This is a genomic window from Pseudomonas lini (assembly GCF_001042905.1).
Classification (GTDB): Bacteria; Pseudomonadota; Gammaproteobacteria; order Pseudomonadales; family Pseudomonadaceae; genus Aquipseudomonas; species Aquipseudomonas lini.
The window spans coordinates 103,260-129,408 of the sequence record NZ_JYLB01000012.1; the positions used below are offsets into that span (position 1 = coordinate 103,260).

Annotated in this window: 29 protein-coding genes and 1 pseudogene; 13 read left to right on the top strand and 17 right to left on the bottom strand. The window is 59.3% G+C overall.

Going from position 1 to position 26,149, the window contains the following annotated elements:
* Position 1 precedes the first annotated feature (1 nt).
* Positions 2-1,015 (top strand): alpha/beta hydrolase, encoded by a 1,014-nt coding sequence (locus TU81_RS27410; protein WP_038982210.1) that lies wholly within the window; start codon positions 2-4, stop codon positions 1,013-1,015.
* 167 nt (positions 1,016-1,182) lie between these two features.
* On the opposite strand, the gene TU81_RS27415 is transcribed toward TU81_RS27410, so the two are convergent.
* Positions 1,183-1,752, bottom strand: coding sequence for an elongation factor P (locus TU81_RS27415; RefSeq protein ID WP_007943632.1), 570 nt, complete (start codon positions 1,750-1,752; stop codon positions 1,183-1,185).
* Positions 1,753-1,800: 48 nt separating this feature from the next.
* Positions 1,801-2,958, bottom strand: coding sequence for an elongation factor P maturation arginine rhamnosyltransferase EarP (earP, locus tag TU81_RS27420; RefSeq protein WP_048397590.1), 1,158 nt, complete (start codon positions 2,956-2,958; stop codon positions 1,801-1,803).
* A 124-nt stretch (positions 2,959-3,082) separates the two neighbouring features.
* Here earP and TU81_RS27425 point away from each other — a divergent pair, with 124 nt between their 5' ends.
* Positions 3,083-3,484 carry a hypothetical protein gene (locus TU81_RS27425; RefSeq protein WP_048397592.1) on the top strand — a complete coding sequence of 134 codons (402 nt, stop codon included), beginning with the start codon at positions 3,083-3,085 and terminating at the stop codon, positions 3,482-3,484.
* A 14-nt stretch (positions 3,485-3,498) separates the two neighbouring features.
* A complete protein-coding gene (locus TU81_RS27430) occupies positions 3,499-3,981 on the top strand; it encodes a GreA/GreB family elongation factor (protein WP_048397593.1) in 483 nt (160 codons plus the stop codon).
* 9 nt (positions 3,982-3,990) lie between these two features.
* Here TU81_RS27430 and cysB read toward each other — a convergent pair whose 3' ends face one another.
* The 5 genes from cysB to TU81_RS27455 all read right to left on the bottom strand — a co-directional run bounded on the left by cysB (position 3,991) and on the right by TU81_RS27455 (position 7,950).
* The gene (cysB, locus tag TU81_RS27435; protein WP_007899921.1) at positions 3,991-4,965 is read right to left on the bottom strand and encodes an HTH-type transcriptional regulator CysB; all 975 of its coding nucleotides are present in this window, start codon (positions 4,963-4,965) and stop codon (positions 3,991-3,993) included.
* A gap of 113 nt (positions 4,966-5,078) precedes the next feature.
* On the bottom strand, positions 5,079-5,582 hold the full coding sequence (locus tag TU81_RS27440; RefSeq protein WP_007899922.1) for a universal stress protein: 504 nt from the start codon (positions 5,580-5,582) through the stop codon (positions 5,079-5,081).
* 97 nt (positions 5,583-5,679) lie between these two features.
* Positions 5,680-6,585 (bottom strand): 5'-nucleotidase, encoded by a 906-nt coding sequence (locus tag TU81_RS27445; protein WP_008075703.1) that lies wholly within the window; start codon positions 6,583-6,585, stop codon positions 5,680-5,682.
* 25 nt (positions 6,586-6,610) lie between these two features.
* Complete coding sequence (locus TU81_RS27450; protein ID WP_048397595.1) at positions 6,611-7,567, bottom strand: putative 2-dehydropantoate 2-reductase; 957 nt, start codon at positions 7,565-7,567, stop codon at positions 6,611-6,613.
* Complete coding sequence (locus TU81_RS27455; RefSeq protein ID WP_048397596.1) at positions 7,564-7,950, bottom strand: thioredoxin family protein; 387 nt, start codon at positions 7,948-7,950, stop codon at positions 7,564-7,566. The genes TU81_RS27450 and TU81_RS27455 overlap by 4 nt, the downstream gene beginning before the upstream one ends.
* Between TU81_RS27455 and TU81_RS27460 the strand changes: the two genes are divergently transcribed.
* Positions 7,949-8,377 (top strand): PilZ domain-containing protein, encoded by a 429-nt coding sequence (locus TU81_RS27460; protein ID WP_038982204.1) that lies wholly within the window; start codon positions 7,949-7,951, stop codon positions 8,375-8,377. The genes TU81_RS27455 and TU81_RS27460 overlap by 2 nt on opposite strands.
* A gap of 163 nt (positions 8,378-8,540) precedes the next feature.
* Complete coding sequence (locus TU81_RS27465) at positions 8,541-9,617, top strand: 3-deoxy-7-phosphoheptulonate synthase (protein ID WP_038982203.1); 1,077 nt, start codon at positions 8,541-8,543, stop codon at positions 9,615-9,617.
* A gap of 70 nt (positions 9,618-9,687) precedes the next feature.
* On the opposite strand, the gene TU81_RS27470 is transcribed toward TU81_RS27465, so the two are convergent.
* Positions 9,688-9,969, bottom strand: coding sequence for a GNAT family N-acetyltransferase (locus TU81_RS27470; RefSeq protein ID WP_030132333.1), 282 nt, complete (start codon positions 9,967-9,969; stop codon positions 9,688-9,690).
* Between the two features lie 628 nt (positions 9,970-10,597).
* On the opposite strand from TU81_RS27470, the gene oprI reads away from it, so the two are divergent.
* A complete protein-coding gene (gene oprI / locus TU81_RS27475; RefSeq protein ID WP_003172710.1) occupies positions 10,598-10,849 on the top strand; it encodes an outer membrane lipoprotei OprI in 252 nt (83 codons plus the stop codon).
* A 123-nt stretch (positions 10,850-10,972) separates the two neighbouring features.
* Here the strand turns inward: oprI and TU81_RS27480 are convergent, their stop codons facing one another.
* From TU81_RS27480 to TU81_RS27490, 3 genes are all read right to left on the bottom strand, one after another.
* A complete protein-coding gene (locus TU81_RS27480) occupies positions 10,973-11,944 on the bottom strand; it encodes a L,D-transpeptidase family protein (protein ID WP_038982202.1) in 972 nt (323 codons plus the stop codon).
* Between the two features lie 275 nt (positions 11,945-12,219).
* On the bottom strand, positions 12,220-12,513 hold the full coding sequence (locus TU81_RS27485) for a hypothetical protein (RefSeq protein ID WP_008075246.1): 294 nt from the start codon (positions 12,511-12,513) through the stop codon (positions 12,220-12,222).
* Between the two features lie 56 nt (positions 12,514-12,569).
* Positions 12,570-13,175 carry an arylesterase gene (locus tag TU81_RS27490; RefSeq protein ID WP_038982201.1) on the bottom strand — a complete coding sequence of 202 codons (606 nt, stop codon included), beginning with the start codon at positions 13,173-13,175 and terminating at the stop codon, positions 12,570-12,572.
* A 10-nt stretch (positions 13,176-13,185) separates the two neighbouring features.
* On the opposite strand from TU81_RS27490, the gene TU81_RS27495 reads away from it, so the two are divergent.
* From TU81_RS27495 to greB, 3 genes are read left to right on the top strand one after another with little or no spacing between them, the layout of a single operon-like run.
* Positions 13,186-13,869: an ABC transporter ATP-binding protein gene (locus TU81_RS27495; RefSeq protein ID WP_007899869.1), complete on the top strand. Its 684-nt coding sequence runs from the start codon at positions 13,186-13,188 to the stop codon at positions 13,867-13,869.
* Positions 13,869-16,373, top strand: coding sequence for an ABC transporter permease (locus tag TU81_RS27500; RefSeq protein WP_038982200.1), 2,505 nt, complete (start codon positions 13,869-13,871; stop codon positions 16,371-16,373). Before TU81_RS27495 ends, TU81_RS27500 begins: the two co-directional genes overlap by 1 nt.
* 45 nt (positions 16,374-16,418) lie before the next feature.
* Positions 16,419-16,916: a transcription elongation factor GreB gene (greB, locus tag TU81_RS27505; RefSeq protein ID WP_038982199.1), complete on the top strand. Its 498-nt coding sequence runs from the start codon at positions 16,419-16,421 to the stop codon at positions 16,914-16,916.
* 18 nt (positions 16,917-16,934) lie between these two features.
* On the opposite strand, the gene TU81_RS27510 is transcribed toward greB, so the two are convergent.
* The 3 genes from TU81_RS27510 to TU81_RS27520 form a co-directional block, all read right to left on the bottom strand.
* Positions 16,935-17,243 (bottom strand): hypothetical protein, encoded by a 309-nt coding sequence (locus tag TU81_RS27510; RefSeq protein ID WP_038982198.1) that lies wholly within the window; start codon positions 17,241-17,243, stop codon positions 16,935-16,937.
* A gap of 260 nt (positions 17,244-17,503) precedes the next feature.
* On the bottom strand, positions 17,504-17,938 hold the full coding sequence (locus TU81_RS27515) for a DoxX family protein (RefSeq protein WP_038982197.1): 435 nt from the start codon (positions 17,936-17,938) through the stop codon (positions 17,504-17,506).
* 103 nt (positions 17,939-18,041) lie between these two features.
* A complete protein-coding gene (locus TU81_RS27520; protein ID WP_038982196.1) occupies positions 18,042-19,463 on the bottom strand; it encodes an MltF family protein in 1,422 nt (473 codons plus the stop codon).
* 236 nt (positions 19,464-19,699) lie between these two features.
* Here TU81_RS27520 and TU81_RS27525 point away from each other — a divergent pair, with 236 nt between their 5' ends.
* The 3 genes and pseudogenes from TU81_RS27525 to TU81_RS27535 form a co-directional block, all read left to right on the top strand.
* Positions 19,700-20,506: a TatD family hydrolase gene (locus tag TU81_RS27525; protein ID WP_048397598.1), complete on the top strand. Its 807-nt coding sequence runs from the start codon at positions 19,700-19,702 to the stop codon at positions 20,504-20,506.
* A gap of 187 nt (positions 20,507-20,693) precedes the next feature.
* Complete coding sequence (locus TU81_RS27530; protein ID WP_048397600.1) at positions 20,694-22,175, top strand: methyl-accepting chemotaxis protein; 1,482 nt, start codon at positions 20,694-20,696, stop codon at positions 22,173-22,175.
* Positions 22,176-22,378: 203 nt separating this feature from the next.
* A pseudogene (locus tag TU81_RS27535) lies at positions 22,379-22,603 on the top strand (Mpo1-like protein); the annotation flags it as partial.
* A gap of 18 nt (positions 22,604-22,621) precedes the next feature.
* Here TU81_RS27535 and TU81_RS27540 read toward each other — a convergent pair.
* From TU81_RS27540 to TU81_RS27550, 3 genes are all read right to left on the bottom strand, one after another.
* On the bottom strand, positions 22,622-23,419 hold the full coding sequence (locus tag TU81_RS27540; protein WP_038982193.1) for an acyl-CoA thioesterase: 798 nt from the start codon (positions 23,417-23,419) through the stop codon (positions 22,622-22,624).
* Positions 23,420-23,640: 221 nt separating this feature from the next.
* Positions 23,641-24,399: a CHAD domain-containing protein gene (locus TU81_RS27545; RefSeq protein WP_038982192.1), complete on the bottom strand. Its 759-nt coding sequence runs from the start codon at positions 24,397-24,399 to the stop codon at positions 23,641-23,643.
* 93 nt (positions 24,400-24,492) lie between these two features.
* The gene (locus TU81_RS27550) at positions 24,493-24,771 is read right to left on the bottom strand and encodes a hypothetical protein (RefSeq protein ID WP_008071677.1); all 279 of its coding nucleotides are present in this window, start codon (positions 24,769-24,771) and stop codon (positions 24,493-24,495) included.
* A 232-nt stretch (positions 24,772-25,003) separates the two neighbouring features.
* Here TU81_RS27550 and TU81_RS27555 point away from each other — a divergent pair, with 232 nt between their 5' ends.
* Complete coding sequence (locus TU81_RS27555) at positions 25,004-26,044, top strand: patatin-like phospholipase family protein (RefSeq protein ID WP_048397601.1); 1,041 nt, start codon at positions 25,004-25,006, stop codon at positions 26,042-26,044.
* Positions 26,045-26,149: the final 105 nt, after the last annotated feature.

Below are 26,149 nucleotides of genomic sequence, written 5' to 3' on the forward strand. Positions count from 1 at the left end.
TATGAACACTTTCAGCAAAGTCTTGACCGGTACCCTTCTCGCCCTGTCCATCAGCAGTGCATTCGCAGGCAATGGGGTTGAACACAACACCCAGGCGTTCCTCGATGTACTGAATGCCGGCACCGGCAAACCGCTGGAACAGCTCACTCCTGCCGATGCCCGCGCGGTGTTGGTGGGTGCGCAGGCCGGGGTGAAACTGACGCTGCCCAAAGCCGACGTCAGCGAGAAGACCATCCAGGTCGACGGCCAACCGATCAGCCTGACCATCGTTCGGCCGGCCGGGGTCAAAGGCGAGCTGCCGGTGTTCATGTTCTTCCACGGTGGTGGTTGGGTGCTGGGGGACTTCCCGACCCACGAACGGCTGGTTCGCGACTTGGTAACGGGTTCGGGCGCGGCAGCGGTATTCGTCAATTACACACCGTCGCCGGAAGCGCGTTATCCGGTGGCGATCAACCAGGCCTACGCCGCGACGAAGTGGGTGGCCGAGCACGGTAAAGAGATCAACGTCGACGGCAAACGTCTGGCCGTGGCCGGTAACAGCGTCGGTGGCAACATGGCGGCCGTGGTTGCGCTGATGGCCAAAGACAAAGGCACGCCGGCGATCAAATTCCAGGTGTTGTTGTGGCCGGTGACTGACGCCAGCTTCGAGACGGCGTCCTACAACCAGTTCGCCGAGGGGCACTTCCTCACCAAAAACATGATGAAGTGGTTCTGGGACAACTACACCACCGATGCCAAACAGCGGAACGAAATCTACGCCTCACCGCTACGGGCCACTACCGCGCAACTCAAGGGCTTGCCACCCGCGCTGGTGCAGACGGCTAGCGCCGATGTACTGCGCGATGAGGGTGAAGCCTACGCCCGCAAACTCGACGAGGCGGGTGTACCGGTCACGGCAGTTCGCTACAACGGCATGATCCACGATTACGGTTTGCTCAACGTAGTGAGCCAGGTGCCCGCGGTGCGCTCGGCGATGTTGCAGGCGTCTGAAGAGCTCAAGCAACACCTGAAATAACGACCACTTGTAGGAGCGAGGCTTGCCCGCGAAAGCGTACTGTCAGCCGACAACACTGTCGGATGATAAACCGCCTTCGCGGGCAAGCCTCGCTCCTACAGGATGGGGGCATCGGCCACAAAAAAGCCCGACTCAATGGTCGGGCTTTTTCATTCCTGAAGCTGTGCTTATTTAGCACGGCCTTTGTAGGAACCGCCTTCGCGGGTATCGATCTCGATCATGTCGCCGATTTCGATGAAGTCAGCAACCGACAGTTCGGTACCGTTCTTCAGTTTGGCAGGCTTCATCACCTTGCCGGAAGTGTCACCGCGAGCGGAACCTTCGGTGTAGTCAACCTGACGCACGATGGTGGTCGGCAGTTCTACGGAAACCAGACGCTCTTCGAAGAAGATCGCTTCGCAAACATCGGTCATGCCTTCTTCAACGAAAGGCAGAACGGCTTCGATGTCTTCAGCGTTCAGCTCGTACATGGTGTAGTCGGTGGTGTCCATGAACGTGTAGGTGTCGCCGCTGATGAAGGACAGGGTCGCTTCTTTGCGGTCGAGGATTACGTCGTCCAGCTTGTCGTCGGCGCTGTAAACGATCTCGGTCTTGTAACCGGTCAGCAGGTTTTTCAGCTTGGTCTTCATGATCGCGCTGTTACGACCCGACTTGGTGAATTCAGCTTTCTGAACCAGCCAAGGATCGTTTTCGAGACGGATCACGGTACCGGGTTTCAGTTCTTTACCAGTTTTCATTGCGAATATCCGAATTTGGATGGGATTTACAAAAATCTAGGCCGCGTATCATATCCAATTTAGGTAAAACTGTACCAGCGCTGCGGCAAGATCTGCCTGCAAGGCTTGTTCCAGACACCATGTCTCGGCATGTTTTTCCAGTTCAGGCCAATGTTTGCGGGTTGATTTCCAGTGATCAGTCATTGTCTCACCTGCATTCCATGCCCGCCATAGACCGCTGATCGCCTCGCGGGCAGGCTCGGACAGGCCTTGGGTGTACAGGGTCAGGAAAGCATCGAGCTTGTCCAGATGGATATCTTCGTCCTGCCGATAGATGTGCCAGAGCAGCGGACGACCTGCCCATTGAGCGCGGACAAAGGAGTCTTCACCGCGCACGGCGTTGAAATCGCAGCTCCACAGCAGCAGGTCATATTGATCCTGTCGGACGAACGGCAGCACTTGCACAGTCAAGGCGTCGCGCACATGCACCACCCCGGCCTTCAGCCCATCCACCCCGAGCCAACGTTCGACGTCGCCGAGAATCCGGCCTTCGGGTACCAGCAGATGAGTCGGCGTCGAGTCGGCCGCCATCGTGTCCAGCCAACTGGCCAGTCCGGTATTTTCGTAGGCAAACAACGAGATCAGTAATGCATTCGGCGCGCGATCAATTCCCAAGCCTTGCAGGAATTCTCGCTGAGCTTGCGGGCTTTGCTGAAACTGCCGACGCCGCTCCAGCAATCCGCTTTCACGCAGCAAGCCACCGGTGCCCTTGCGAAAGCCCGGGAAGAAAAAGAACTTCTGCACGTTCTTGTACTTCACCGAGGGCAAGCCGTGGCAGCCGACGACCCAGTCTTCAGCACTCAGATAATCGAGGTTCATCCACAGCGGCGGTTTTTCCCGTTCGGCCATAGCCTCCATGTAGGCACTCGGCAACTGGCAGGCGAATGCGGCGATGACGACATCAGCGGCTTCAGTGGGTTGCCAGTCGGCCGACCACTGTCGCACCTCGACGCCCTGCTGCCATTGCTGCGCAGCGTTGATATCAATTTGCGGACACAAACGCTCAAAGGCCCGCAGGTCATCGACCCACAAGCGCACCGTCGCGCCATGTTCGGCCACCAGCTGTCGGGCCAGACGCCAGGTCACACCGATGTCGCCGAAGTTGTCGACCACGGTGCAAAAAATATCCCAGCGCCAGCGGTTTTTCACTTGAGGCATTTCAGGCATTCCAGGCTCCCGTTGGCAAAGGCGCCGATTGTCCGCATAAATTACCCCGCGCAGAAGAGCCGACGGCGATTAATCTTCATGCGACAATCGCCACTTGCCCGCGACCACCCGCCAGGAGGCAGTAATGCCCTACCGTCCCAACCCGCGTCGTCCCTTGCCGATTCAGTTTAATGCGCTGCAACTGACCGGCAGTATTGCCCTCGGTTTGTGGCTGGGATTCATCGCGATCGCACTGACTTGCTGGCTCGCCTGGCGCCTGTTGTTCAACGAGCAATTGGCGCCCTTGGCCCAGGCGGTGGAACAACTGGCCAAGCCGATTGAGCAACCTGCCCAACCTGCCCCGCAGAACCCGATGTTCGAACAGTACGAGGACCACCTGCGCAGGAATGAACAACAGCAAATGGTGGAACAGGCCAGAAGCAGCAAACACAATCTGTCCAATCCAAAATGCCAGTTCTGGCTGCAGCAGAATCAAACTGCGCCGAGCGAAAAAAGTCGCGCCAACGTCCTGCAATTCTGCGATTGATCATGAAGCTCTCTATGCACAAGCCGACCGTCCACCAACTGATTATCGACAAGCTGCGGATCGATCTCGACATCGCCGAACGAGCCGCGCAAACCGCTTACGAAACCGCGACCCACGAAGAAAACATAGCCGAAAACAAGTACGACACGTTGGGGCTGGAGGCGTCTTACCTGGCGGCAGGACAGGCCAGACGAGTGGAAGAAATCAGGCAGTCATTGACCCTTTGCCAGAACCTGACACTGCGGCCTTATGATGATCAGCGCGGTATCGAAGTCGGTGCCCTGCTCGGTCTGGAAGACGAAAAAGGTCGCGAACAATGGCTGTTCCTGGCCCCTGACGCGGCCGGGTTGAAGATTGATCTGGTGGGGCAACTGATTACCGTCATCACCCCTCGCTCGCCACTCGGCAAAAGCCTGCTGGGCAAGTTCGAAGGGGATGAAGTGGAGATTTTGGTGGCGGGCGCTCGGCAACAATTTTCTGTCACCGAGGTGATTTAGAAAAAACGATTAATGCACGGGTAGTTCGACGCCGTCGAACAGCTCTTCCAGTTCCTGTTTGTTGTGGCACTGGATGGCCTTGGCCATGACTTCGCGGGTCAGGTGCGGCGCGAATTTCTCGATGAAGTCGCACATGAAACCACGCAGGAACGTGCCGCGACGGAAACCGATTTTGGTAATGCTGGATTCGAACAACTCGCTGGCATCGAGCACCACCAGGTCGCTATCGAGCTTGGTGTCGACCGCCATTTTCGCCACGATACCCACGCCCAGGCCCAGACGAACGTAAGTCTTGATCACGTCGGCGTCGGCGGCGGTGAATACAACTTTCGGTGTCAGGCCGCGATGACTGAAGGCTTCGTCGAGTTTCGAACGACCGGTGAAACCGAACACGTACGTCACGATCGGGTATTCGGCCAACGCTTCGAGAGTCAGCTTCGACAGCTTGGTCAGCGGGTGGCCCTGAGGCACGACCACGCAGCGGTTCCAGCGGTAGCACGGCATCATCACCAGGTCGCCGAACAGTTCCAGGGCTTCGGTGGCGATGGCGAAATCGACGGTGCCGTCAGCAGCCATCTCGGCGATCTGCATCGGCGAACCCTGGTGCATGTGCAGGGCAACGTCCGGGTATTGCTTGATGAAATTGCTGATCACCGGTGGCAACGCGTAACGGGCCTGAGTGTGCGTGGTGGCGATCGACAGGGTGCCTTTTTTCTCGTTGGAGAATTCCTGGGCGATCTGCTTGATGCTTTCAACTTTGCGCAGGATCTCACCAGCGGTGGTGATGATGCGCTCGCCGGCCGGGGTCACCCGGGTCAAGTGCTTGCCGCTGCGCGCGAAAACCTCGACCCCCAATTCGTCTTCCAGCAGACGAATCTGTTTGCTGATGCCCGGTTGCGAGGTGTAGAGGCTTTGGGCTGTAGCTGAAACGTTGAGGTCGTGGTGCGCCACTTCCCAGATGTAGCGCAATTGTTGGAGCTTCATATGAATCCCTCAAAGCAGGTAGACGCCACGGGCATCAGCGACGGTATATAACTATATTAATGGTTTGATTAATAAATCTAGAACTTTTTTATCAAAATGCCATTATTCGTGTCCTAGCGATCCCCTTTGCGGCGACGTTCCATCAGCGGCACCAAATAGACCGGCACCCTGGACAGTTGCAACACGCGCGCAGCGGTTCGACCCAATGGCGTTTCCGCGCCAGCGCCATGACTGTGACTCCCTACGATCAGCAAATCGACGGAGAGTTTCTGCGCCTGGTCGAGAATCACCTGCGACGGATCGCCCTGCAGCACCCGCACTGCCCGAATCCGTTCCAGGTCCTGCTCCCCCTCATCCCCCAGTTCTTCGCGAAAGCTGTCGAGCACCCGCTGCTCGATATTGGCAATCACCGTATTCAGCCCCTGACTGTGAAACTCGTTCAGGGCCTGCTCATCGAGGTAACTCTGAAGCACCGATTCGGCGAACAACCCCATCGGCTCAACCGCGTGCACCACATACAAGTCGGCATTGAATGTTCGAGCCAGTGCCAACGCATGCTGCATCACAAAAGGTGCATACAGACCGAGGTCGGTGGCATACAGCATCGAATGAATCATAGTGACCTCCTTTAATGCCAACATGGCGGAGATTGATTCAGCTTAGCAGTGCCGTGGCGAGAGCGGCGTTCGGCGCAACGTATTGAACCGTGGCGCTTTAAATCGACGGCTCGTTACTGATGCCATGCGGCACGTGACCGGTGGCGACCACTTCGCGGGCCAGCTCGCAATGGCCGGCCTGATCGTCGAAAAATACGTCGGCGGCAAAGGCTTCGAGAAAAGCTGATTTGGTCAGCCCGCCAAGAAACAGCGATTCGTCCAGACGGATGTCCCATTCACGCAAGGTGCGGATCACCCGTTCATGGGCCGGCGCCGAGCGCGCGGTCACCAGCGCGGTGCGGATCGGACACGCATCATCGGGGAACTCGCGCTGCAAAAGGTTGAGCGCCGCGAGGAAGCCTTTGAACGGCCCGCCGCGCAAAGGCTCGCGGGCGGCCTCACGCTCGCTGGCCTGAAACGCCGCCAGGCCTCCCGACTGATAGACCCGCTCCGACTCATCGGAAAACAGCACCGCGTCACCGTCGAAAGCAATGCGCAATTCATCACTGGCGGCGCGACTGGCACCGCCCGATAGAATAGTCGCTGCGGCGAAACCCGCATCCAGCGCACTGCGCACATCGTCGGAATGGGTCGAAAGAAACAGGTCGCAGCCAAAGGCCTTGAGGTACGGATAAGGGCTGCGCCCGCCGACAAATGCCGCACGTGAGATCGCCAAGCCATAGTGATGAATCGAATTGAACACCCGCAGGCCGGTGTCGGCGCTGTTGCGCGACACCAGGATCACCTCGACCCGGGCACGGCCGAGACTGGCGTTCAGGTTCAGGAGTTTTTCGACTAATGGGAACGCATCGCCGGGCTCGAGAATTTCGTCTTCGTGTTCGATCTGGTATTGCCGATAGGCCTCGACGCCGCTCGACAGATAAACCTTATGGCTCTCGCTCAAATCGAACAGCGCTCGCGAAGAAATCGCCAACACCAGTTTGTCGTCTATGCCATTGGCCATGCCCTTCCCTCTCCTGTTGACCGACTCAGTGATTACGTCGGTCGATAAAACTCAAGCTGCGATACAAGGCTTCAATTCGCGGCAACTCACATCCCGCCGCTTTCGCCGCTGCCAGTGGCCGAGTGTAGATGGCATCCAGTTCCAGCGGCCGCTTGTGCAGGAAGTCGTGGTACATGCTCGGCCAATAATCGGGCATTTTCTCGGTCATCATGAACAGATAATCGGCGTAACCCGGCGGCATGTCGTGACCACAGGCCTTGGCCCCCTGAACCACTTCGGCCATCAATGCCTGAACCAGCGCGCGGCTGTCGGTATCCGTCATCAACGGCGTGGTGCTGGCCCCAAGCAGAACCGACAGGCCGTTGTAGGGGATATTCCAGACCAGTTTCTGCCAGCGCGCCTGATGCAGATTCGGCATGGCCTGGGAGTCGATGCCGGCGACGCGAAACAGACCGGCGCCCTCCTCGACGATATTCATGCGCGCCTGTTCATCGGCGACGGGACCACTGTGGTAGCCGACGTTCACGGCCCCGAGCGCCTGATGGGTAATGACCCCTGGGCCGGCGCGATGGACGCAGATCAGACAGAGCCCGCCGAGCAGATGCAGCGAATCGGGGAGCAACACGCGCAGACTGTCTTCGACGTCCAGGCCATTTTGCAGCAACAGCACTTTGGCATCAGGTGCCGCGGCTTGAATAATGGCCGGTGCCAGGTCCGCATTACTGGTGGTCTTGGCGCCCACCAATAGCCAGTCACACGGCGGCATGTCGGCAGCCGACGAATAGGCCTGGACCGGGTTCAGGGTCAGCGGGCCCAACGACGCATGGTCAAGATGCAAGCCGCGTTCGGCCACCGCTGAAAACTCACTGCGCAACAAAAAGTGCACATCGAAGCCGGCACGCGCCAGCATCAGCCCGTAGAAACCACCGATTGCGCCGGTCCCGATGATGCCGATTGTCGGTTTGGCCACTGTGTCTGTCATGGCAACTCCTCTGCTTGTCGACTCAACGCCTGACTCACAGCTTCGTTGAGCGCTGTGCGGGTCAGACGCGACTGTAGTGCCCCAAAGAATTCACCGTCGCGCACCACAAACAGCGCCGGCAAATGAAAGACCCGATAACGCTCGACCACGCCACCGTTGTTCCCCGCATCAATCCAGCACAGTCGATCGACCGCCAGATCGAGCACGGGCAATTGCTCACGGGCAAAACGGCAACTGGCGCAGCCGACGCTGGTAAAGATCACCAGGGAAATGCCGCTCATCGCCAGCAACCGTTGGTCGGCGTCAAAATCAGTCAGTTCCGATTCGACCACTATACTGGGAGAAACGATGTCATATGGCCGACACAGGGAGTCCGTGTTCATGAGACGTTATCTTCCTCATCCTGACGATGTGCCCGTCGAATTAACGTTGTTCAAACATGAGTGTATTTCGCGACAACAGCTGCACACTATCAGCCTCGGTGGCATGGCTTGCAATTACCACCGCGCGTGGCGCCACGGTACGGCGCTGGAAGTACGCATGCCGACCCTGAACCCGGACTTGTGTTTTCTGGGCTATGTGGCTTGGTGCCTGCGACGCAAGCGCGGCTATCTGGTCGGCATCGCCTTTGTTGACGAACAGATGCTATTCAGTGCCAGGATGGGCGAACAGGTGTGTCAGATCGAACGTTACCGCCGCCAGCATGACGCACACGACGACCTGCAGGATATTCAGGCCCTCGCTCTCGAATGGGTCCAGCAACACGCCGACGAGTTCTCCCACGACACGGTTCGCAAGGCATTTGCATAGCCTGTGCCGGTTTAAGGGACGTTCTGCCCCCTAAACCGGTGTCTGCCCATTGTCGAGCCACGGTGTAACGCGCTAAGGTTCAGCTCCCCGACGCGCTTAAATTTGCTGTGCTCCGCCGCGCGGGTTCGCTGGCGGCCGGCACCCGTGACCTGACGAGTAAACGATGGCTGATTTACCGATCAACGACCTTAACGTCGCTTCCAACGAGACCCTGATCACTCCCGATCAGCTCAAGCGTGATATTCCTCTGAGCGACGCTGCCCTGCGCACCGTCACCAAGGGCCGCGAAGTCATTCGCAACATTCTTGATGGTACCGACCACCGCCTGTTCGTCGTGATCGGGCCGTGCTCGATCCATGACATCAAGGCTGCCCACGAATACGCCGAGCGTCTGAAAGTGCTCGCGGCGGAAGTGTCCGATACCTTGTATCTGGTCATGCGCGTGTATTTCGAGAAGCCACGCACCACCGTCGGCTGGAAAGGCTTGATCAACGACCCGTACCTGGACGACTCGTTCAAGATTCAGGATGGCTTGCACATCGGTCGTCAGTTGCTGCTGGACCTGGCCGAAATGGGCCTGCCGACCGCGACCGAAGCCCTCGACCCGATCTCCCCGCAATACTTGCAGGACCTGATCAGCTGGTCGGCGATCGGCGCACGCACCACCGAATCCCAGACTCACCGTGAAATGGCTTCCGGCCTGTCCTCGGCCGTCGGCTTCAAGAACGGCACCGATGGCGGCCTGACAGTGGCCATCAACGCCTTGCAATCGGTTTCCAGCCCGCACCGTTTCCTGGGCATTAACCAGGAAGGTGGCGTGTCGATCGTCACCACCAAGGGCAACGCCTACGGTCACGTCGTGTTGCGCGGCGGTAACGGCAAACCGAACTACGATTCGGTCAGCGTCGCGCTCTGCGAGCAAGCGCTGAACAAAGCGAAGATCAAGCCGAACATCATGGTCGATTGCAGCCACGCCAACTCCAACAAGGACCCGGCCCTGCAACCGCTGGTGATGGAGAACGTCGCCAACCAGATCCTCGAAGGCAACCAGTCGATCATCGGCCTGATGGTCGAAAGTCACCTGAACTGGGGCTGCCAGGCGATCCCGAAAGACCTCGCCGACCTGCAATACGGCGTGTCAATCACCGATGCCTGCATCGACTGGACCGCTACCGAGAACACCTTGCGCAGCATGCACGCCAAGCTCAAGGATGTGCTGCCCAAACGCAATCGCAGCTGATCGCCGTTTCGTTTCACGCATAAAAAAACGCCAGGTTCAAACCTGGCGTTTTTTTATGCGTTCGCTTTGTTCACAGCTTGGCGGCATGCCGCTGGTGGCGTTCCATGTAGCGCTCCACGTAGGAACACGATGGAATGACCGTGTAGCCCATTTCCTCGGCGTATTGCAGTGCCTGCTCGGTCAACGCCGCCGCGATGCCGCGACCACGCAGCGCGTTGGGCACAAAGGTGCGATAAATATCCAGGGTCTGTTTTCCCAGATCCATATAGGTCAGGTAGGCACGATAACCGTCCACAGTGGTCTCGAACTGATGACCAGCCTGGTCATGGTGGATGGACAACGCCTCGCTCATCACTACTCCTCGCGGGTCTTTAATTCTGACCCCTACCTTACCGATGTTTTTCCGGCGAAGGAACATCTACGCCACCCCGTGCCTGAATGGACACCGAGAGCAACACCCATCTCGCGCAACCGAGCACGTATCAAATAGTAGGCACCATTGGCAGAAATGCTCAAGGGACGCTCGTCATGCTGGCAGGCGGGGGCTGCTTGGGGTAATGCAGGGGCGGCCCGACCGGGATATTCCCGGGCCAGGCCTGAACATTGCCGGATATTGAGACTTAAGACGAGCGCCCTTTGTTTAAGTCACCTCAACATGGATAAAGATATGAGAGCCGCTGCGCAAAATCCGAACAAAAGTGTGGACGATTCCATCTAGACAGACTTTAGTCGAGACTGAAAAACAGCTGCCGAGGTGGGGAACTTTTCTTCGGCGGCTCGCTCAGTTCGGGCCTCGCAGCTGGATATTTTTTATACAATGCAGTTAAAAGTTGCTCGAAAAAGAATCAACGCCTACAATTTTTTTTGCTTCTTGCTCTACGTCAGTTTACTTACTACAAGTAATGGGTAGTATGTACGCCGGCTATTTCCTCACTCTGAGGAGACAGCTACTTAATAGAAAGTCCTTGAAGGGGAACACGATGAACAACGTTCTGAAATTCTCTGCTCTGGCTCTGGCCGCAGTTCTGGCTACCGGTTGCAGCAGCGTATCGAAAGAAACCGAAGCACGTCTGACTGCTACTGAAGACGCAGCAGCTCGCTCCCAGGCTCGTGCAGACGAAGCTTACCGTAAAGCTGATGAAGCTCTGGCTGCTGCTCAAAAAGCACAACAGACTGCTGACGAAGCTAACGAGCGTGCTCTGCGCATGCTGGAAAAAGCTAGCCGCAAGTAATAGTCCTTCGGGATTGTTATCAAGCCGACCCATTTTTTGGGTCGGCTTTTTTATTGCCCGCACTTTCTGCAGGCCATAAAAAACCCGCCGATGCGGCCTGCATCGGCGGGTTGCTTTAACGCGTTACTGCTGCAGGTCGATCGGTGCACTCGTGACCATCGGTGCCGAGGTACCCGGTACCGCGATTTCCACCGGCAGGCCATCTTCAGCGGCGACCACGTCACGCACTACATCCCAGTTCATGCGCAAGTTGTTGGTGATGTCCTCACGCTTGAGCATCGCATTGATCACTGCGGTGTGCTTGTCGACCACCGAAGGGTTGCCCAGATCGTCCAGCGGCGTGTGCGCTTCCAGATAAACCTTGCCGGCACTGAGGCCGAACTTGTACGGGTCGTTGATGATCCGCACAGACGTCCCGACCGGCACCATGCTGGCCATTTCCAGTACGTTGTTGTTGAACATGCGGAAGCAACCGTGGCTGGTGCGCATGCCGATACCGAACTTCTTGTTCGAACCGTGAATCAGGTAGCCCGGAGTGCCCAGCGTGAACTTGAACGGCCCCAGCGGGTTGTCCGGGCCGGCTGGCACCACATTCGGCAGTGGATCGCCATCGGCGGCGTGCTCGGCCTTGATCGACGCTGGAGGGGTCCAGGTCGGGTTCGGCGTCTTGGCGATGATGCTGGTGTGGGCAATCGGCGAGCCCCAGCCTTCACGGCCGATACCCAGCGGGAAGGTGTACACCACGTTCCGGCCTTTCGGGAAATAGTAAAGACGGTATTCAGCCAGGTTGATGACGATGCCTTCACGGGGACCCGGCGGCAGGATGAAGCGCGTCGGCAGTACCACTTCGGTACCTGCGCCCGGCAACCATGGATCAACACCAGGGTTGGCGGCGACCATTTCCGAATAGCCCAGATCGTAGGTGGTGCCAAGGTCGGCGAAGGTATCTTCGTACTTGGCCTTGATCACTTGCACCTGGCCGATGATGTCTTCACCGGGTGGTGGCAGGGGTAGCTCCAATGCTGCTACCGGACCCGCGACACAGAGGGCGGCAAGAGACAGGCAGCGGGTGACGGCGGGAAAGCGCGGCAACATCCGGAAAATCCTTCGCATGATCGACAAGGGTATAAAAATGGAATTGTACACCGCCTTCCGTTATTTCGGGGAGACGTAAAGACCTGCGGTTGGGGGGCTGCGGTGAGGGGCTTGCCTGTGGCGAGGGGGCTTGCCCCCGTTCGGCTGCGCAGCAGTCGTAAAACCGGTAAACGCGTTCTGACTGCGGAACCGCGTTGAGCGGATTTAGGGGTCGCTTCGCAACCCAACGGGGGCAAGCCCCCTCGCCACAGGAAGCTCCCTCGCCCCACAGGGCCCTAAAGCTCGAACCGCAACTCGGGCCAGATCGGCGAAGTGCCGCGTTTTTGCGATTCCAGGATGGCCCGGCACAACGAGCACAGGCGCTGGTCCTGGAACACGGTACGGTCGACGCTCGACCAGCGCGGTTGCGCCGGCAACAGGCTGCCGCACAAGGTTCGATCCACCGAGCCGCCCAACTCCAGCTGACGGGTCACCAGATGCACCCGCACTTCCTGGCAGGCGAACAGATCCAGCTGTTCGTCAGGCTCGATCAGTTGGTAGGCAAAAAGGGACCAGGCAGGACGCGGCATCGGGGGCTCCAAATCGGGGGCGCCACCTTAGCCGAAACACCGCCGCTAGAAAAGCGTCAAAGCAGCGGTTTCAGTGTCGGCCAGACATTTTCCAGCAACTTGTCCTGAGCCGCCGCAGCCGGGTGCAGGCCGTCGCCTTGCATCAGGTCCGGATGACCGCCCACACCGTCGAGAAAAAACGGCACCAGCGGGATCTTTTTCTCATCGGCCACCTTGGTGTAAGCCTCGGCAAAGGCCTGGGTGTAACGCACACCGTAGTTGGGTGGCAGTTGCATGCCCAGTAGCAATACCTTGGCACCACTGGCGCGGGAGCTGTCGATCATCGACGCAAGATTTTGTTGCAATTGTGTTGGCAGCATTCCGCGCAACCCATCGTTGCCCCCCAATTCGAGGATAACCAGCGCAGGCTTATGCTCTGCAAGCAGCGCGGGCAGGCGCGCCCGGCCTCCGGCACTGGTGTCGCCGCTGATGGATGCATTGACCACTTTATCGTCGAAACCTTCGCGCTTGAGCCGTTGCTCGAGCAATGACACCCACCCCAAGCGGGTATCCAGGCCGAAACCGGCGCTGATACTATCGCCAACGATCAGGACTGTACCCGCCGCTGCGTTCTGGGCCATGCACATCAAGGCCAGGCCAGCACTCAAAAACCACACTCGCATCGGATTCTCCATGGGCGCAAGCATTCTCACCGCGAAGAACCTCAGCAAAGTGGTTCCGAGCGCGGAAGGTGAACTGACTATCCTGCACGAACTCAGCCTGGAACTGAACAAGGGCGATAGCCTGGCCATCGTCGGCGCCTCCGGCTCCGGCAAATCTACCCTCCTCGGCCTGCTCGCCGGCCTCGACCTGCCGAGCAGCGGCGAAGTCACCCTTGCCGGGCAAGGCCTGAGCAATCTCGATGAGGACCAACGCGCGCGCATCCGCGCCGAGCACGTGGGGTTTGTCTTTCAATCATTCCAGCTGCTCGACAGTCTCAATGCTTTGGAAAACGTCATGCTGCCGCTGGAGCTCGATGGCCGAAAAGACGCTCGCGAGCGCGCCACCGAACTGTTGCAACGAGTCGGTCTGGGCCAACGCCTGACCCACTCGCCGCGTCAGCTTTCCGGTGGCGAGCAGCAGCGCGTGGCGATTGCCCGGGCGTTCGCCGCCGAGCCCGACGTGCTGTTCGCCGATGAACCCACCGGCAACCTCGACAGCCACACCGGCGAGCGCATCAGCGATCTGCTATTCGAACTCAACCAGGAAAGCGGCACGACCCTCGTGCTGGTGACCCACGACGAACGCCTGGCACATCGCTGTCGGCGCCTGATCCGCCTTGAAGCCGGCCTGCTGGTCGCCCCTCTGGAGCCTTGATGGCACGCTTGCCGCTGTTGCGCCTGTTCAGCCTCGCCATCCGCCAACTGTTGCGCGATGCCCGCGCCGGTGAGTTGCGGGTGTTGTTCTTCGCCTTGCTGGTGGCCGTGGCGGCAAGTACCGCCATCGGTTACTTCGGTGCCCGCCTGAACGGCGCCATGATGCTGCGCGCCACCGAGTTTCTCGGTGCCGACCTGGTACTCGAAGGCAGCTCACCGGCTCGGCCCGAACAGGTCAGAAGCGGCACCGAGCTGGGCCTTGAGCACGCTCAGGTGGTGGAGTTTTCCAGCGTCATCGCCACCGACAACGGCATTCAGCTGTCCAGCATCAAAGCCGCCGACGACGTCTACCCGTTGCGCGGCGAACTGAAAAGCGCCCCCGCGCCCTTCGCGCCGGAAGAACCCGGCGGCGGTCCGAAACCCGGCGAAGCCTGGGTCGAAGCGCGACTGCTGACCGCACTGGACTTGAAGATCGGCGACAGTATCGATGTCGGCATGAAAACGCTGAAGCTGGCGCGAGTACTGACCTACGAACCGGATCGCGCCGGCAATTTCTACAGCCTGACGCCACGGGTGCTGATCAACCTCAGCGATCTTGAGGCAACCGGCGTGGTGCAACCCGGCAGCCGGGTCAGTTACCGCGAACTCTGGCGCGGCAACGCCTCGGCGCTGGAAACTTATCGGCAGCTGATCAAGCCAGGCCTGGCGGCCAATCAACGCATCCAGGATGCTCGCGATGGCAACCGGCAGATCGGCGGCGCCTTGGGCAAGGCTGAACGCTACTTGAACATGGCCAGTCTGGTGGCGGTTCTGCTGTCCGGTGTGGCGGTGGCGCTGTCGGCGACACGCTTCGCCACGCGCCGATTCGATGCCAGCGCATTGCTGCGCTGCCTGGGTCTGTCCCGTCGGGAAACCATGGTGCTGTTCAGTCTGCAACTGACCGTACTCGGGCTGCTCGCCAGCATCAGCGGCGCCCTGCTCGGCTGGCTGGCGCAGCTCGGGCTGTTCGCGCTGCTGCGTGATTTACTGCCGACCGATGTCCCACCGGGGGGCCTGTTCCCGGCCATCGCCGGGATCGGCACCGGACTGGTCGCGCTCGCCGGTTTCGCCCTGCCGCCATTGGCCGCTTTGGGTCGAGTGCCACCGCTGCGCGTGTTGCGTCGCGACATGCTGCCGATTCCGTCCAGCACCTGGATAGTTTATGGCGCGGCATTGGGCGCCCTCGGCCTGATCATGTGGCGCTTGAGCCTGGACCTGTTGCTGACCTTCGCCCTGCTCGGCGGCGGTGTGATCGCGGCACTGGTGCTGGGCGGTTTGCTGTTGCTACTACTGAAGAGCCTGCGCCGGATGCTCGCGCGCGCCTCATTGCCATGGCGCCTCGGGTTGGGCCAACTGCTGCGCCATCCACTGGCGGCGGCGGGTCAAGCCCTGGCCTTCGGCTTGATTCTGCTGTCCATGGCATTGATCGCTTTGCTGCGTGGCGAGTTGCTCGACACCTGGCAAAACCAGTTGCCGAAAAATGCCCCGAATTATTTCGCCCTGAACATTCTGCCGGCGGACAAGCAAGCCTTTACCGATCGACTGATGGAGTTGTCGGCACAATCGGCGCCGCTGTACCCCGTGGTGCCGGGACGGCTGATCAGCATCAATGGCGAACCGGTACAGGACATCGTCAGCAAGGATTCGGCTGGTGATCGAGCCATTCAACGCGACCTGAGCCTGACTTGGGCGGCCGACCTGCCAGCGGGCAACAAACTCACCGCCGGCAACTGGTGGGACCAGCAACCCGCAGATGAAATACCCGGTGTTTCGGTGGAAGGCAAAGTCGCCGAAAGCCTCAAGCTCAAGCTCGGCGATCACATGGTGTTTACCGTCGGCGGGGCTAATCGGGAGGCGAAAGTCACCAGCCTGCGGGAGATCAACTGGGACAATTTCCAGCCGAACTTTTTCATGATCTTCCAGCCCGGCACCTTGAAGGACTTGCCGGCGACCTACCTGACCAGTTTCTATCTGGCGGCCGGTCATGATCAGCAGATTGTCGACCTGTCCCGCAGCTTTCCGGCAGTGACCATTCTGCAAGTCGAAGCCTTGCTGGCGCAGTTGCGCAGCATTCTTGGCCAAGTCACCCTGGCGGTGGAATACGTGCTGTTGTTTGTGCTGGCGGCGGGGATGGCGGTGTTGTTCTCCGGTTTGCAGGCAACCCTCGATGAACGCATCCGCCAAGGTGCATTGCTGCGAGCGCTAGGCGCCGAGCGACAGTTGCTGGTCCGGGCCCGGCGGATCGAGTTCGGTCTGCTCGGCGCGGTCAGCGGGTTGTTGGCCGCACTGGGTTCGGAACTGGTGAGTATGGTGCTTTACCGCTACGCCTTCGACCTGCCCTGGCATCCGCATCCATGGCTGTTGGTGTTGCCACTGATCGGCGCCGTGCTGATCGGCGGTGCCGGTGTGTTCGGCACGCGCCGCGCCTTGAACGCCAGCCCCCTGACAGTCTTGCGCGAGGGTTGATAAACTCAAGCGCTCTGATCACGTATTCAACCACAAGAAGTCGCCATGAGCCGTTATCGCCCTCCCCGCACCGCTGGCACCGCGCTGATCACCCCCGAAGGTGAAGCGCGGATGCGGGCCGAGTTTCATGAACTCTGGCATGTGCGCCGACCGCAAGTGACGCAATCGGTCAGCGAAGCGGCGGCGCAGGGCGATCGTTCGGAAAACGCCGAGTACACCTACGGCAAAAAGATGCTGCGCGAGATCGACAGTCGCGTGCGCTTTCTCACCAAACGCCTGGAAGCGCTCAAGGTTGTCAGTGAGAAACCCAGCGATCCGAACAAGGTTTACTTTGGCGCGTGGGTCACGATTGAAGATGAAGACGGCAAGGAGTCGCGCTATCGCATCGTCGGGCCGGATGAGCTGGATCTGAAACTAGGCCTGATCAGTATCGACTCACCGCTGGCGCGCGCCTTGATCGGCAAGGCACTGGACGCCGAAGTACGAGTCCAGACACCCACCGGTGAACAATGCGTGTATATCGTGGCGATCGAGTATTTCTGAGCCGCGGCGCGCTGAACCTCAGCGGCGGGTAATCAGCCCTTGGCGAGCCACGCGAGTCAGCTGCCTGATCACCTCCGGCGCATCCTCGACGCTGGGGGCCAGAATTACCGCCAGATCGAAACTGTCGCTGGCAAACCGTGCCAGTGACTCGCCGTCATCGACAAACTGAATCAGGAAGGCAGCAGGCCCACCCGTACGACGTGGCCAGCCATCGAGGTAACGCAAAAGTGTCGGCTGATGTTTACCGCCAAGCAGGATTTTTGGATTGCGTTGGGTGAGGTGTGCCGTGATCGGCGCGGGACGTATAACGGGGCTTAATGCATTCATTGGGTCGTGTCTCTGCCTCAAAAGTCTGCATGGCAGGTGAGAGGCAACACCGAACCAGCGCTTTAGCGGTATTTCGAAGCCTGTTTCAAGCTTCTATCGGCAACTGAATGAGTCACCTGGCGCCCCGCAAGTAGCTGTTTAAATCGGCGCATGTGCAGCATCCTAGAGAAGCCGACCGGACAGTGTCAAGAATCACGCGCAACAAAAAAGGCCTGCACAGTGCGTCGCACAATGCAGGCCTTTTTGTTGAGTCAGAACGGTCAGTTGGTGATGGCGCGGTCGACCGATAGTTTGCCTGCACCTTCGATCAGTACCGCGAGGCTACCCCCGAGCAAGGCCAGGGCGAATTCATAACCGTTGTTGGACATGAACAGGCCGTTGCTGATGTGCACCGAGAAAATAGCGACCAGCGAAACGAAGGTCAGTCCCAGTGCTGCAGGGCGTGCCAGCAGACCGATGATCAACGCCAGACCGCCGAAGAACTCGGTACCACCGGCTAGAATCGCCATCAGGTGACCCGGCGCCAGGCCGATACTTTCCATCCACTGCGCGGTGCCGGCAATGCCGTAGCCACCGAATGCCCCGAAGAGTTTCTGTGAGCCGTGGGCCGCGAAAATGATGCCGACGACAATCCGCAGAATCGTCAGACCGTAACCGGCGCGGGTGGACAGTACCTTATTGATCAGTGTGCTCATGCTGTGTCATCCATTGTGAGTGTGTGTTGGTTGGCCGCTATATTAATCAGTAAAACTCATGTTAAAAGCGCAAAAAACGCACCATAACAATCAGATTAGTCGATCATTTCCGTGAGGCCACTTTTTGCCCCTGGGGCTCCAACGACTCCCGCTCCCGATCGAACGCCAAGTAATACTTGTTCACGCTATTAACATAGCTGACAGCCCCCATTCCCACCTGCTCCATGGCGATGCGCTCGACCTGGAAAAACCACTGGTTAGGATTCAGGCCACGCCGCCGGGCTTCGGTGCGCATGCCTTGAACCCGCTCCGGTCCCATGTTGTAGGCCGCCAGCACGAACGCCATGCGCTCGCGCTCGTTGAGTTTGGGGCTGGCAAAAAACTTGCGACGGATCATCGCCAGGTACTTGGCCCCGGCCTGCACATTGGCGTCGAGGTTCTGAATGTTACTGACGCCAACCCGTTGCGCCGCGGACGGGGTGATTTGCATCAGGCCGGTGGGGCCGCTACCGCTTCTGGCGTTGGGCTGCAGCGCCGACTCCTTGAAGGCCAGCGCCGCCAGGTTCAGCCAGTCCATGCCTTGGGCTTCAGCGTGTTTCTGCAACACCGGTCGAAGTTTTTCCAGGCGCTGCCGATCGGCCTTGGCCAAGGGATAGTGCACTTGATACAAGCGTCGATAGATCCGCAAAAACGCCGCATCCTGGTCCGACGGCTTCTTGTAGGTAGTTAGAAAGCGATCAATGCTCGAACGCAACATTGAGGCGTCGCGGCGCACGAACCAGTACTCCTCGCCTGGCTCGCTGATAACGACTTGTCGATCGAAGCGCAATTTGGGCAGGATCTTGCCCCAACGTTCGGCAATCGGTTGCTCGACAATCGTCAGATGAAAAATCCCGCCCTGAACCATTTCCAGCACGTCTTCGACCGCCAGGCTGGGATCGACCCACTCGATCTTCACCGGAGGCAGTTTGTGCAGCGCGAGTTTCTGATTGATCTGACTAACCGCATCCCCGGCGGCACTGCCAGTGGGCAGCGCGAGGGTTTTACCCGAGAGTTGTTCGAGACGGGTGTAACGTCGTTCGCCTTTGATCCCCACCAGCAGCAACGGTACATTGCTGTCAACAGGTTGGCTGGTACTGACCGCGACGCCCGATTGCGGATCGAGTAATTCCCCCGGCGCGACCAAGTCACCCTCCCCGCGCTGTAACGCGCCGAGCAGTTGATCCTTGGCTTTGGGAATGATCTTGAGGGTGATTTCCTGGCCGTCACGGGCATGGCCGTTGAGGTATTGTTCGAAAGCGCGCAGGCGGTGATATTCGACGCCGATGGCCTGGCCCTGGACTTCTCCGGAGCTGTTGCGGCTCTGGTTGACCAACACCCGCAACACGCGGCTGCTGCGAATTTCCGCCAGGTCGCGGACCTTGGCCGCCGGCACGGCTTGCAACGGCCCGGCCAGACGCGCAACCGCCGGCATTGGCAGCAGCAACGAACAACACAGCAGTAACAAAACCGAGGGACGAGTCATCCACTCTCCGGAAAGAATACTGGTCGACTTCATGGGTGATTTCATGACGTCGAGCGACAGAAACAGAGCGCCTGAAGCGCTGGCAAAGTGCGTGAGAGTGGCACAGTGATGGCAAATCTACCAACCCAACCTGTCTCGCGGCCTCAACAGACAGCTTTAACTCGTTGTAGTTCTTGGCTTTTCTTATAAATCTACAGCTCTGATATGCTTTCCGGCCTTTGGTCCGAGGTAGCACCATGCAACTCATCGATATCGGCGTCAACCTGACCAACCCCAGTTTCGCCGACAAACACCAGGCTGTACTCGACCGTGCCTATGCTGCCGGGGTCTGCCAACTGGTGCTCACCGGGACCAGCGTCGAGGGCAGTGAACAGGCTCTGGAGCTGTGCCAGCAACTGGACGAAAGCGCTCAGCGGCTGTTCGCTACGGCCGGTATTCACCCACACTCGGCCAGCGACTGGAACGCCGACAGTGATCAGCGTCTGCGCCGTTTGCTCAAGGAGCCAAACGTGGTGGCCGTGGGTGAATGCGGCCTCGATTTCAACCGTGACTTCTCGCCTCGCCCGCAACAGGAAAAAGTCCTCGAAGAACATCTGGCGATGGCGGTCGAGCTGCAATTGCCGGTGTTCCTGCATGAGCGCGATGCCAGCCAACGATTGCTGGAGATCCTGCGTGACTACCGCGACCAGTTGCCGGCTGCCGTGGTGCACTGCTTCACCGGTGAAAAAAAGGCGCTGTTCAGCTACCTCGATCTGGATTTGCACATCGGCATCACTGGCTGGATCTGTGATGAACGCCGGGGCACGCACCTGCATCCGTTGGTCAAAGAAATTAAACGCGGGCGCTTGATGCTGGAGAGCGATGCGCCGTATCTGCTGCCCCGCAGTTTGCGCCCCAAGCCGAAAAACGGTCGCAACGAACCCGCGTATCTAACTGAAGTGTTGCGTGAGGTGGCGCTGCATCGTGGGGAAACGGTGGAAGATTTGGCTGCTCACAGCACCGCCTGTGCGCGAGCCTTCTTTGGCCTGCCTGGGTTAGCGTAACGCCTGAAAAGATCGCAGCCTTCGGCAGCTCCTACATGGATCGCATTCCCCTGTAGGAGCTGCCGAAGGCTGCGATCTTTTTCATACAGCACAAAATCTGTTGACCCACATCAAATTTAGCCTCCCTCAGTAGCGGCACAATGCTGGCACCTTGCCAAAACTGTTTCCGCTATCAGAGAAGACCTCCATGGGTGCCTGGCTTAGCAACATCTCGCTGAAATACAAATTCTGGGCGGTCAACGCCGTCGCCTTCGTCACCACCTTGTTGCTGGTGCTGTACGCCGTGCAACTTGAGCAACAGGCCCGAAGCCATGCCGCCCAAGTGTCGGCCCAGGCCCAGGTGCGGTTACTCAATGCCTGGCCTGCCGGGCAGCCGCTGCCCAAGGCCGATCACCTGCTGACCTTCAATCGCGGGCAGACACCGTTACTGAACGGACAACCGCTGCTGGAGCTGACCGATACCAACGGTTGGGTCGAAATCAACACCCTGCCACTGTTCGGTGAGAACCCATTAATGGGCGCCGAGGTATTCACTCGCCCTGACGGTCAACAAGCCGCGGTGATTGCCTATGGCCCGAGCCTGAGCCAAGTGTTCGGCGAACGCTTCACCCACTACGCGGTAGCGGTGTTCATCCTGATGCTGGCGATGCTCGGCGCGTCGCAACTGTTGATCCGCTTTCTGCTCAGCCAGCTCAACACCTTGAAAGACGTGATGCTCCACGTCGAGAAAACCGGTGACCTGTCAGCCCGTGTGCCGCTGGCCTGCAAGGATGAAGTCGGGCAGATGGCCAGCGCCTTCAACGCCATGCAGGCCGGTTACCAGCGGGTGGTCAACACCGTCGCCAGCACTGCCCGGCAACTGGATGTCGGTGCTGCGCGGCTGGCCTCGAGCATGAACGAGGTGCGTCACGGCATGCTCGGGCAGCAAAGCGAAACCGATCAGGCCGCTACGGCGATCAACGAAATGACCGCCACGGTCCATCACATTGCCCAACACGCCGGCGCCACCCGCGACCTCTCGCAAACCGCCGACACCCTGGCGGGCAGCGGCCAGGCAGTGGTCACTCGGGTGCAGAAATCGATTGGCGGCTTGTCCACCGGCGTGCAGCAAACGGCCGAGATGATTCAGCGTCTGGCCGAGGACAGCCAGAAGATCAATGGCGTGGTCAGCGTGATCCACAGCATCGCCGAACAGACCAACCTGCTGGCCCTTAACGCCGCCATCGAAGCGGCCCGGGCCGGTGAAATGGGCCGCGGCTTTGCAGTGGTCGCCGATGAAGTGCGTAACCTGGCCAAACGCGTCCAGGCGTCCACCGACGAGATCACCACCATGGTTTCAGCGCTGCAGGCCGGCACTCGGGACGCCGTGGACTTCATGCAGGAAAGCTCGTTCAAGGCGGACGACTGCATGCAGCAGGCTCAGGAAGCCAGTGTGGCCCTGGCCGAAATCACCAGTGCGGTGGCGCAGATGCGTGAAAGCAATACGCAGATCGCGGTGGCAGCCGAGCAGCAGAGCCATGTGGCGGAAGAGATGAATCGGGCGGTGGTGAGCATTCGCGACGTGACCGAAAGCACCGTGCAGCAGACCGTGAACTCCGCGATTACCAGCAATGAGCTGGCGATGTTGGCAGGGGAATTGAGCAAGGCCATCGGGCAGCTCAAGCTTTGAGGGCCTCTTCGCGGGCAAGCCTCGCTCCTACAAGGGCGCCGCTATACCTGTAGGAGCGAGGCTTGCCCGCGAAGGCGTCAGACCGAGCAACATCAATCCTGACCATCACACCTATTGCGCCGATAGCCAGCCTTGATTCGCCGACGGCTTGCGCCAAGCCTATTCTTTATTCAAGCGCCTCTACGAATCAAAGGACATGCATCATGGGCAAACGTCATCCCAACCTTCCCGCCTGGCAATGGCGAGCGTACCCGCATAATCACCAGCACCCGACCAATCTGGTGTTGCACCTGATTGCCGTGCCGCTGTTCATCGTGGCGTTTTTACTGATGGTCTCGGGGGTGTTCAGCCTGGATCTGGCGAGCATCGCGATCGGTGTCATAAGCCTGCTTGCCGCCCTGGGTCTGCAACATCACGGTCACCGATTGGCGTGAACGCCATTGCCGTCACGCAAAAATCGTTACTGTCTGCCGGCTCATGGCGATCAACTGACCGTCTTCGCTCCACAGTTTTGCGGCGGCGTGCCCGTAGCCGTCAGCGGCATACTCGATTTCCACCAGGTACTTGCACCAGTCCAGCGTGCTCAACGCGAGCAACGGCTGGACGAATTCGATGGTCCAGGTCAGCGTGCTGCCTGCCGCCGGTTTCTTCAAATGCGACAACAAGGACGGCGGCCAGGCGTCGACCAGCGCCAGAATATGCGCCTCGCTGACCACCTCGTCCTTCCCTTCTCCACGCAAGCGCACCCAACCTCCCATATCGCGGGAGGTGTTGCCGGTGAACGGCAGGCCACCGATGCTCCAGCGCATTGCCAAATGACGCATGAATTCCGGGGTCACCCCTTTGATATAGGGCATTTCCTGGCAGTTGTCCCAGTGCTTCATCTCAGGCGCAGCGTTGGCCGTGACCGCCACTTCGGAAGGTCGCGAGGCGCCGAAGCTGCCCTGGACCAACGTCACCACTTGCCCCTTTTGCATCGCCCGGCCCAGCACCTGGCTGACGGCTTTGCCTTCGCGCAGCACATCGACTTCAAAACTGACTGGCACATCAGGCTCGACCGGGCCGACAAAGGTGATTGCCAGCGAACGCACCGGACGATCCGCCGGGACTTTTGCGCGCATGGCTTCGTATTGCAAGGCGGCTATCAGGCCACCAAAACTCGCCCGCCCCTGACCCCATTCGGCCGGAATAGACAGCTCTTGCGGATGGCTGCGGACAGCGTCGAGCAGATCGGAAAAGTGCATGGGAACCCCAGAGACAGGAAAATGTATGGAGCGATCTTAACCAGCCTGCAGAGTCGACACAGCGCTTATTCCGGCCAAAGAGCCTGACAGATAGGCCGGATAACACTACAACCCCGTAGGAGCTGCCGAAGGCTGCGATCTTTTGATTTTCGGCGCAAATGATGGCGCTAAAGATCAAAAGATCGCAGCCTTCGGCAGCTCCTACGGGGAGCGGTGGGTTTTCAGGATTTGAAGCAGGCGGCGCTGAGTTTATCGAGGACGCGGTCGGCGTTTTCTTCGGCCTTGGCCAAGGTGGTTTTCCAGACCGCGATACAGGGCTGCAAATCGGGCTCTTCTTTGGCGCGTTCCAGCCATTGCCAGCTGTCGTGCCAATCGCCCAGAGCGGACTGGGCTGATTTCAGGTTGGGCAGGGCCGCTTCCGGTAAGCGATCCAGTTCGGGATAGGCTTCGATGCCATAGCGCACTCGCTTGATCAGCAGGCGCAAACGATGGCGGTCATGGGCCGGATCATGCAGGGCCTTGTCGAGTTTTTTCCATTGTTTGCCCAGGCGTTTTTCGATGCGCTTGCGCAAACCCTTTAGCAAACCCTGACGCTGGGAAGCCCGCAGGAAACGTGGAAAGGCGTCGAGGATCATCAGCATCTGCGCCACTTCCGGGCTCGCCGCCACAATGGGATAAGCCTCGTCCATCCGCGCCATCCGCCGGTGTGCGGCCTCGGGTTGATCGTGCTGGAGCAGGTACGCCGCCAGCACTTCGCGATCGCGTAACGGTGTGGTCAGGTCACCGACCCGGGATGCCGCCGCTTCCAGTTGCTCGACCCCAGGCAAACCGCGCAAGGGCCGCAACAAGCTGCGCAAACGGCGCACGGTGGTGCGTAGATCGTGCAGCGCTTCAGAGTCGGTGCGGGCACTCAAGCGTGCCTGACAGGCCAGCAAACGAACGTCCAGGCTCAATACATGAGCCACCAACCGATCGATCATGGTTTTCTCCGTAAACAGTGGCAAGCTTCAAGCAGTAAGCCCAAAGCCGGCACGACGCACTTGTCGCTTGCTGCTTACAGACTGTAGCTGTTTCTATCGGCCCGCGCGGGACTCACGAATGTAGAAGCGCGCCTTCTCGGCCTTCTTGGTACAACCCTCGTATGCTTCAAATTGCTGCTGGGTCTTGGCACCGGTCAGCAACGACAGCGCCTTGGAGTAGCTGACGGTTCCGGCAAAGCCCTCGACCTTGGCCAGGTCCAGTTCACGCCAGGCGGCGTCGAGCTGGCTACCGCAGCTGTCACGGTACGCGGTTTTACCGGCACAACCGGCGAGTGCCAGGGCAATCAACGGCACACAGATCCAGACTTTCATCACTCACACCTCAAAGATAGGTAAACATGCATGCACGTAAGACGGTCTGGCGCGTGAAAAGTGCCTTGGGCCGAATTGGAAACCCGCCGTGAAAATCACAGCGCCCGCGAGAATACCCATTCGCCTTCCCGGAGTGTCAAAAAACGACGCACTGGCCTCGCCGAACGACCCTAGCGATTGAAGCTTGCCCCTCGATAGGTGCATTGTTGAACCTTGTCAGAGAGGTCGATTCATGAAAAAGCGTGTCGCACTGGTGTTGGGCTCGGGTGGCGCCCGGGGCTACGCCCATATCGGCGTCATTGAAGAGATCGAACGGCGCGGCTACGACATCGCCTGCATCGCCGGTTGCTCCATGGGCGCGGTGGTCGGCGGGATCTATGCCGCCGGTAAACTCAACGATTATCGCGACTGGATCGAGAGCCTGGATTACCTCGACGTGTTGCGTCTGGTGGACGTCAGCTTTCGCCTGGGCGCGATTCGCGGAGAGAAGGTCTTCGGGCAGATCCGCAAGATCGTCGGCGAGATCAACATCGAAGACCTGCGCATTCCCTACACGGCCGTGGCCACAGACCTGACCAACCAGCAGGAAATCTGGTTCCAGGAAGGCTGCCTGCACCAGGCCATGCGCGCCTCGGCGGCGATCCCCAGCCTGTTCACCCCGGTGATGCAGGGCAATCGAATGCTGGTGGACGGCGGTATTCTCAACCCGTTGCCGATCGTGCCGGTGGTGTCGAGCCATTGCGACCTGATCATGGCGGTCAACCTCAACTCCACCAACCAGCGTCACTATCAACTGCCGGTGATCCAGCGCCCGGCCGCGTTCAAGACCCGCTTCGACAGCCTGATCAACTCGTTGGGTTCGAAATTGCCCTTCCGCCGCAAACAGGCGGAACAATTGCTGCTGCTGGAAAAGGAAGCGTTGATGGCCGAAGCCGCCGATATCAACCCCTGGATCGAATCCGCCGAGCCCGAAGGCCAACAACCGGCGGCGGCCCCGGAAAGCAACGGCGCACCGAAATCCGCCACCGGGTCGTTCATCATCGACAACGTCGGGCCGGCGTCCTTGCTGGACCTGATCAACCAGAGTTTCGAGGTGATGCAGACGTCATTGGCGCAGTACAAGATTGCCGGGTATCCGCCAGATATCTTGATCAACGTGCCCAAGCGGGTGTGTCGGTTTTTCGAGTTCTACAAGGCGCCGGAGTTGATCGCGCTGGGGCGTGAGATTGCGCGGGATACGCTGGATCGGTATGAGAATGAACGGGATTCTTGAGGTTCTCGGGTGAATCAAAGGGCCTCATCGCGGGCAAGCCCGCTCCCACAGAGTTTTGTGGCGGTCACATGATCTGTGAACACCCGGAACACTGTGGGAGCGGGC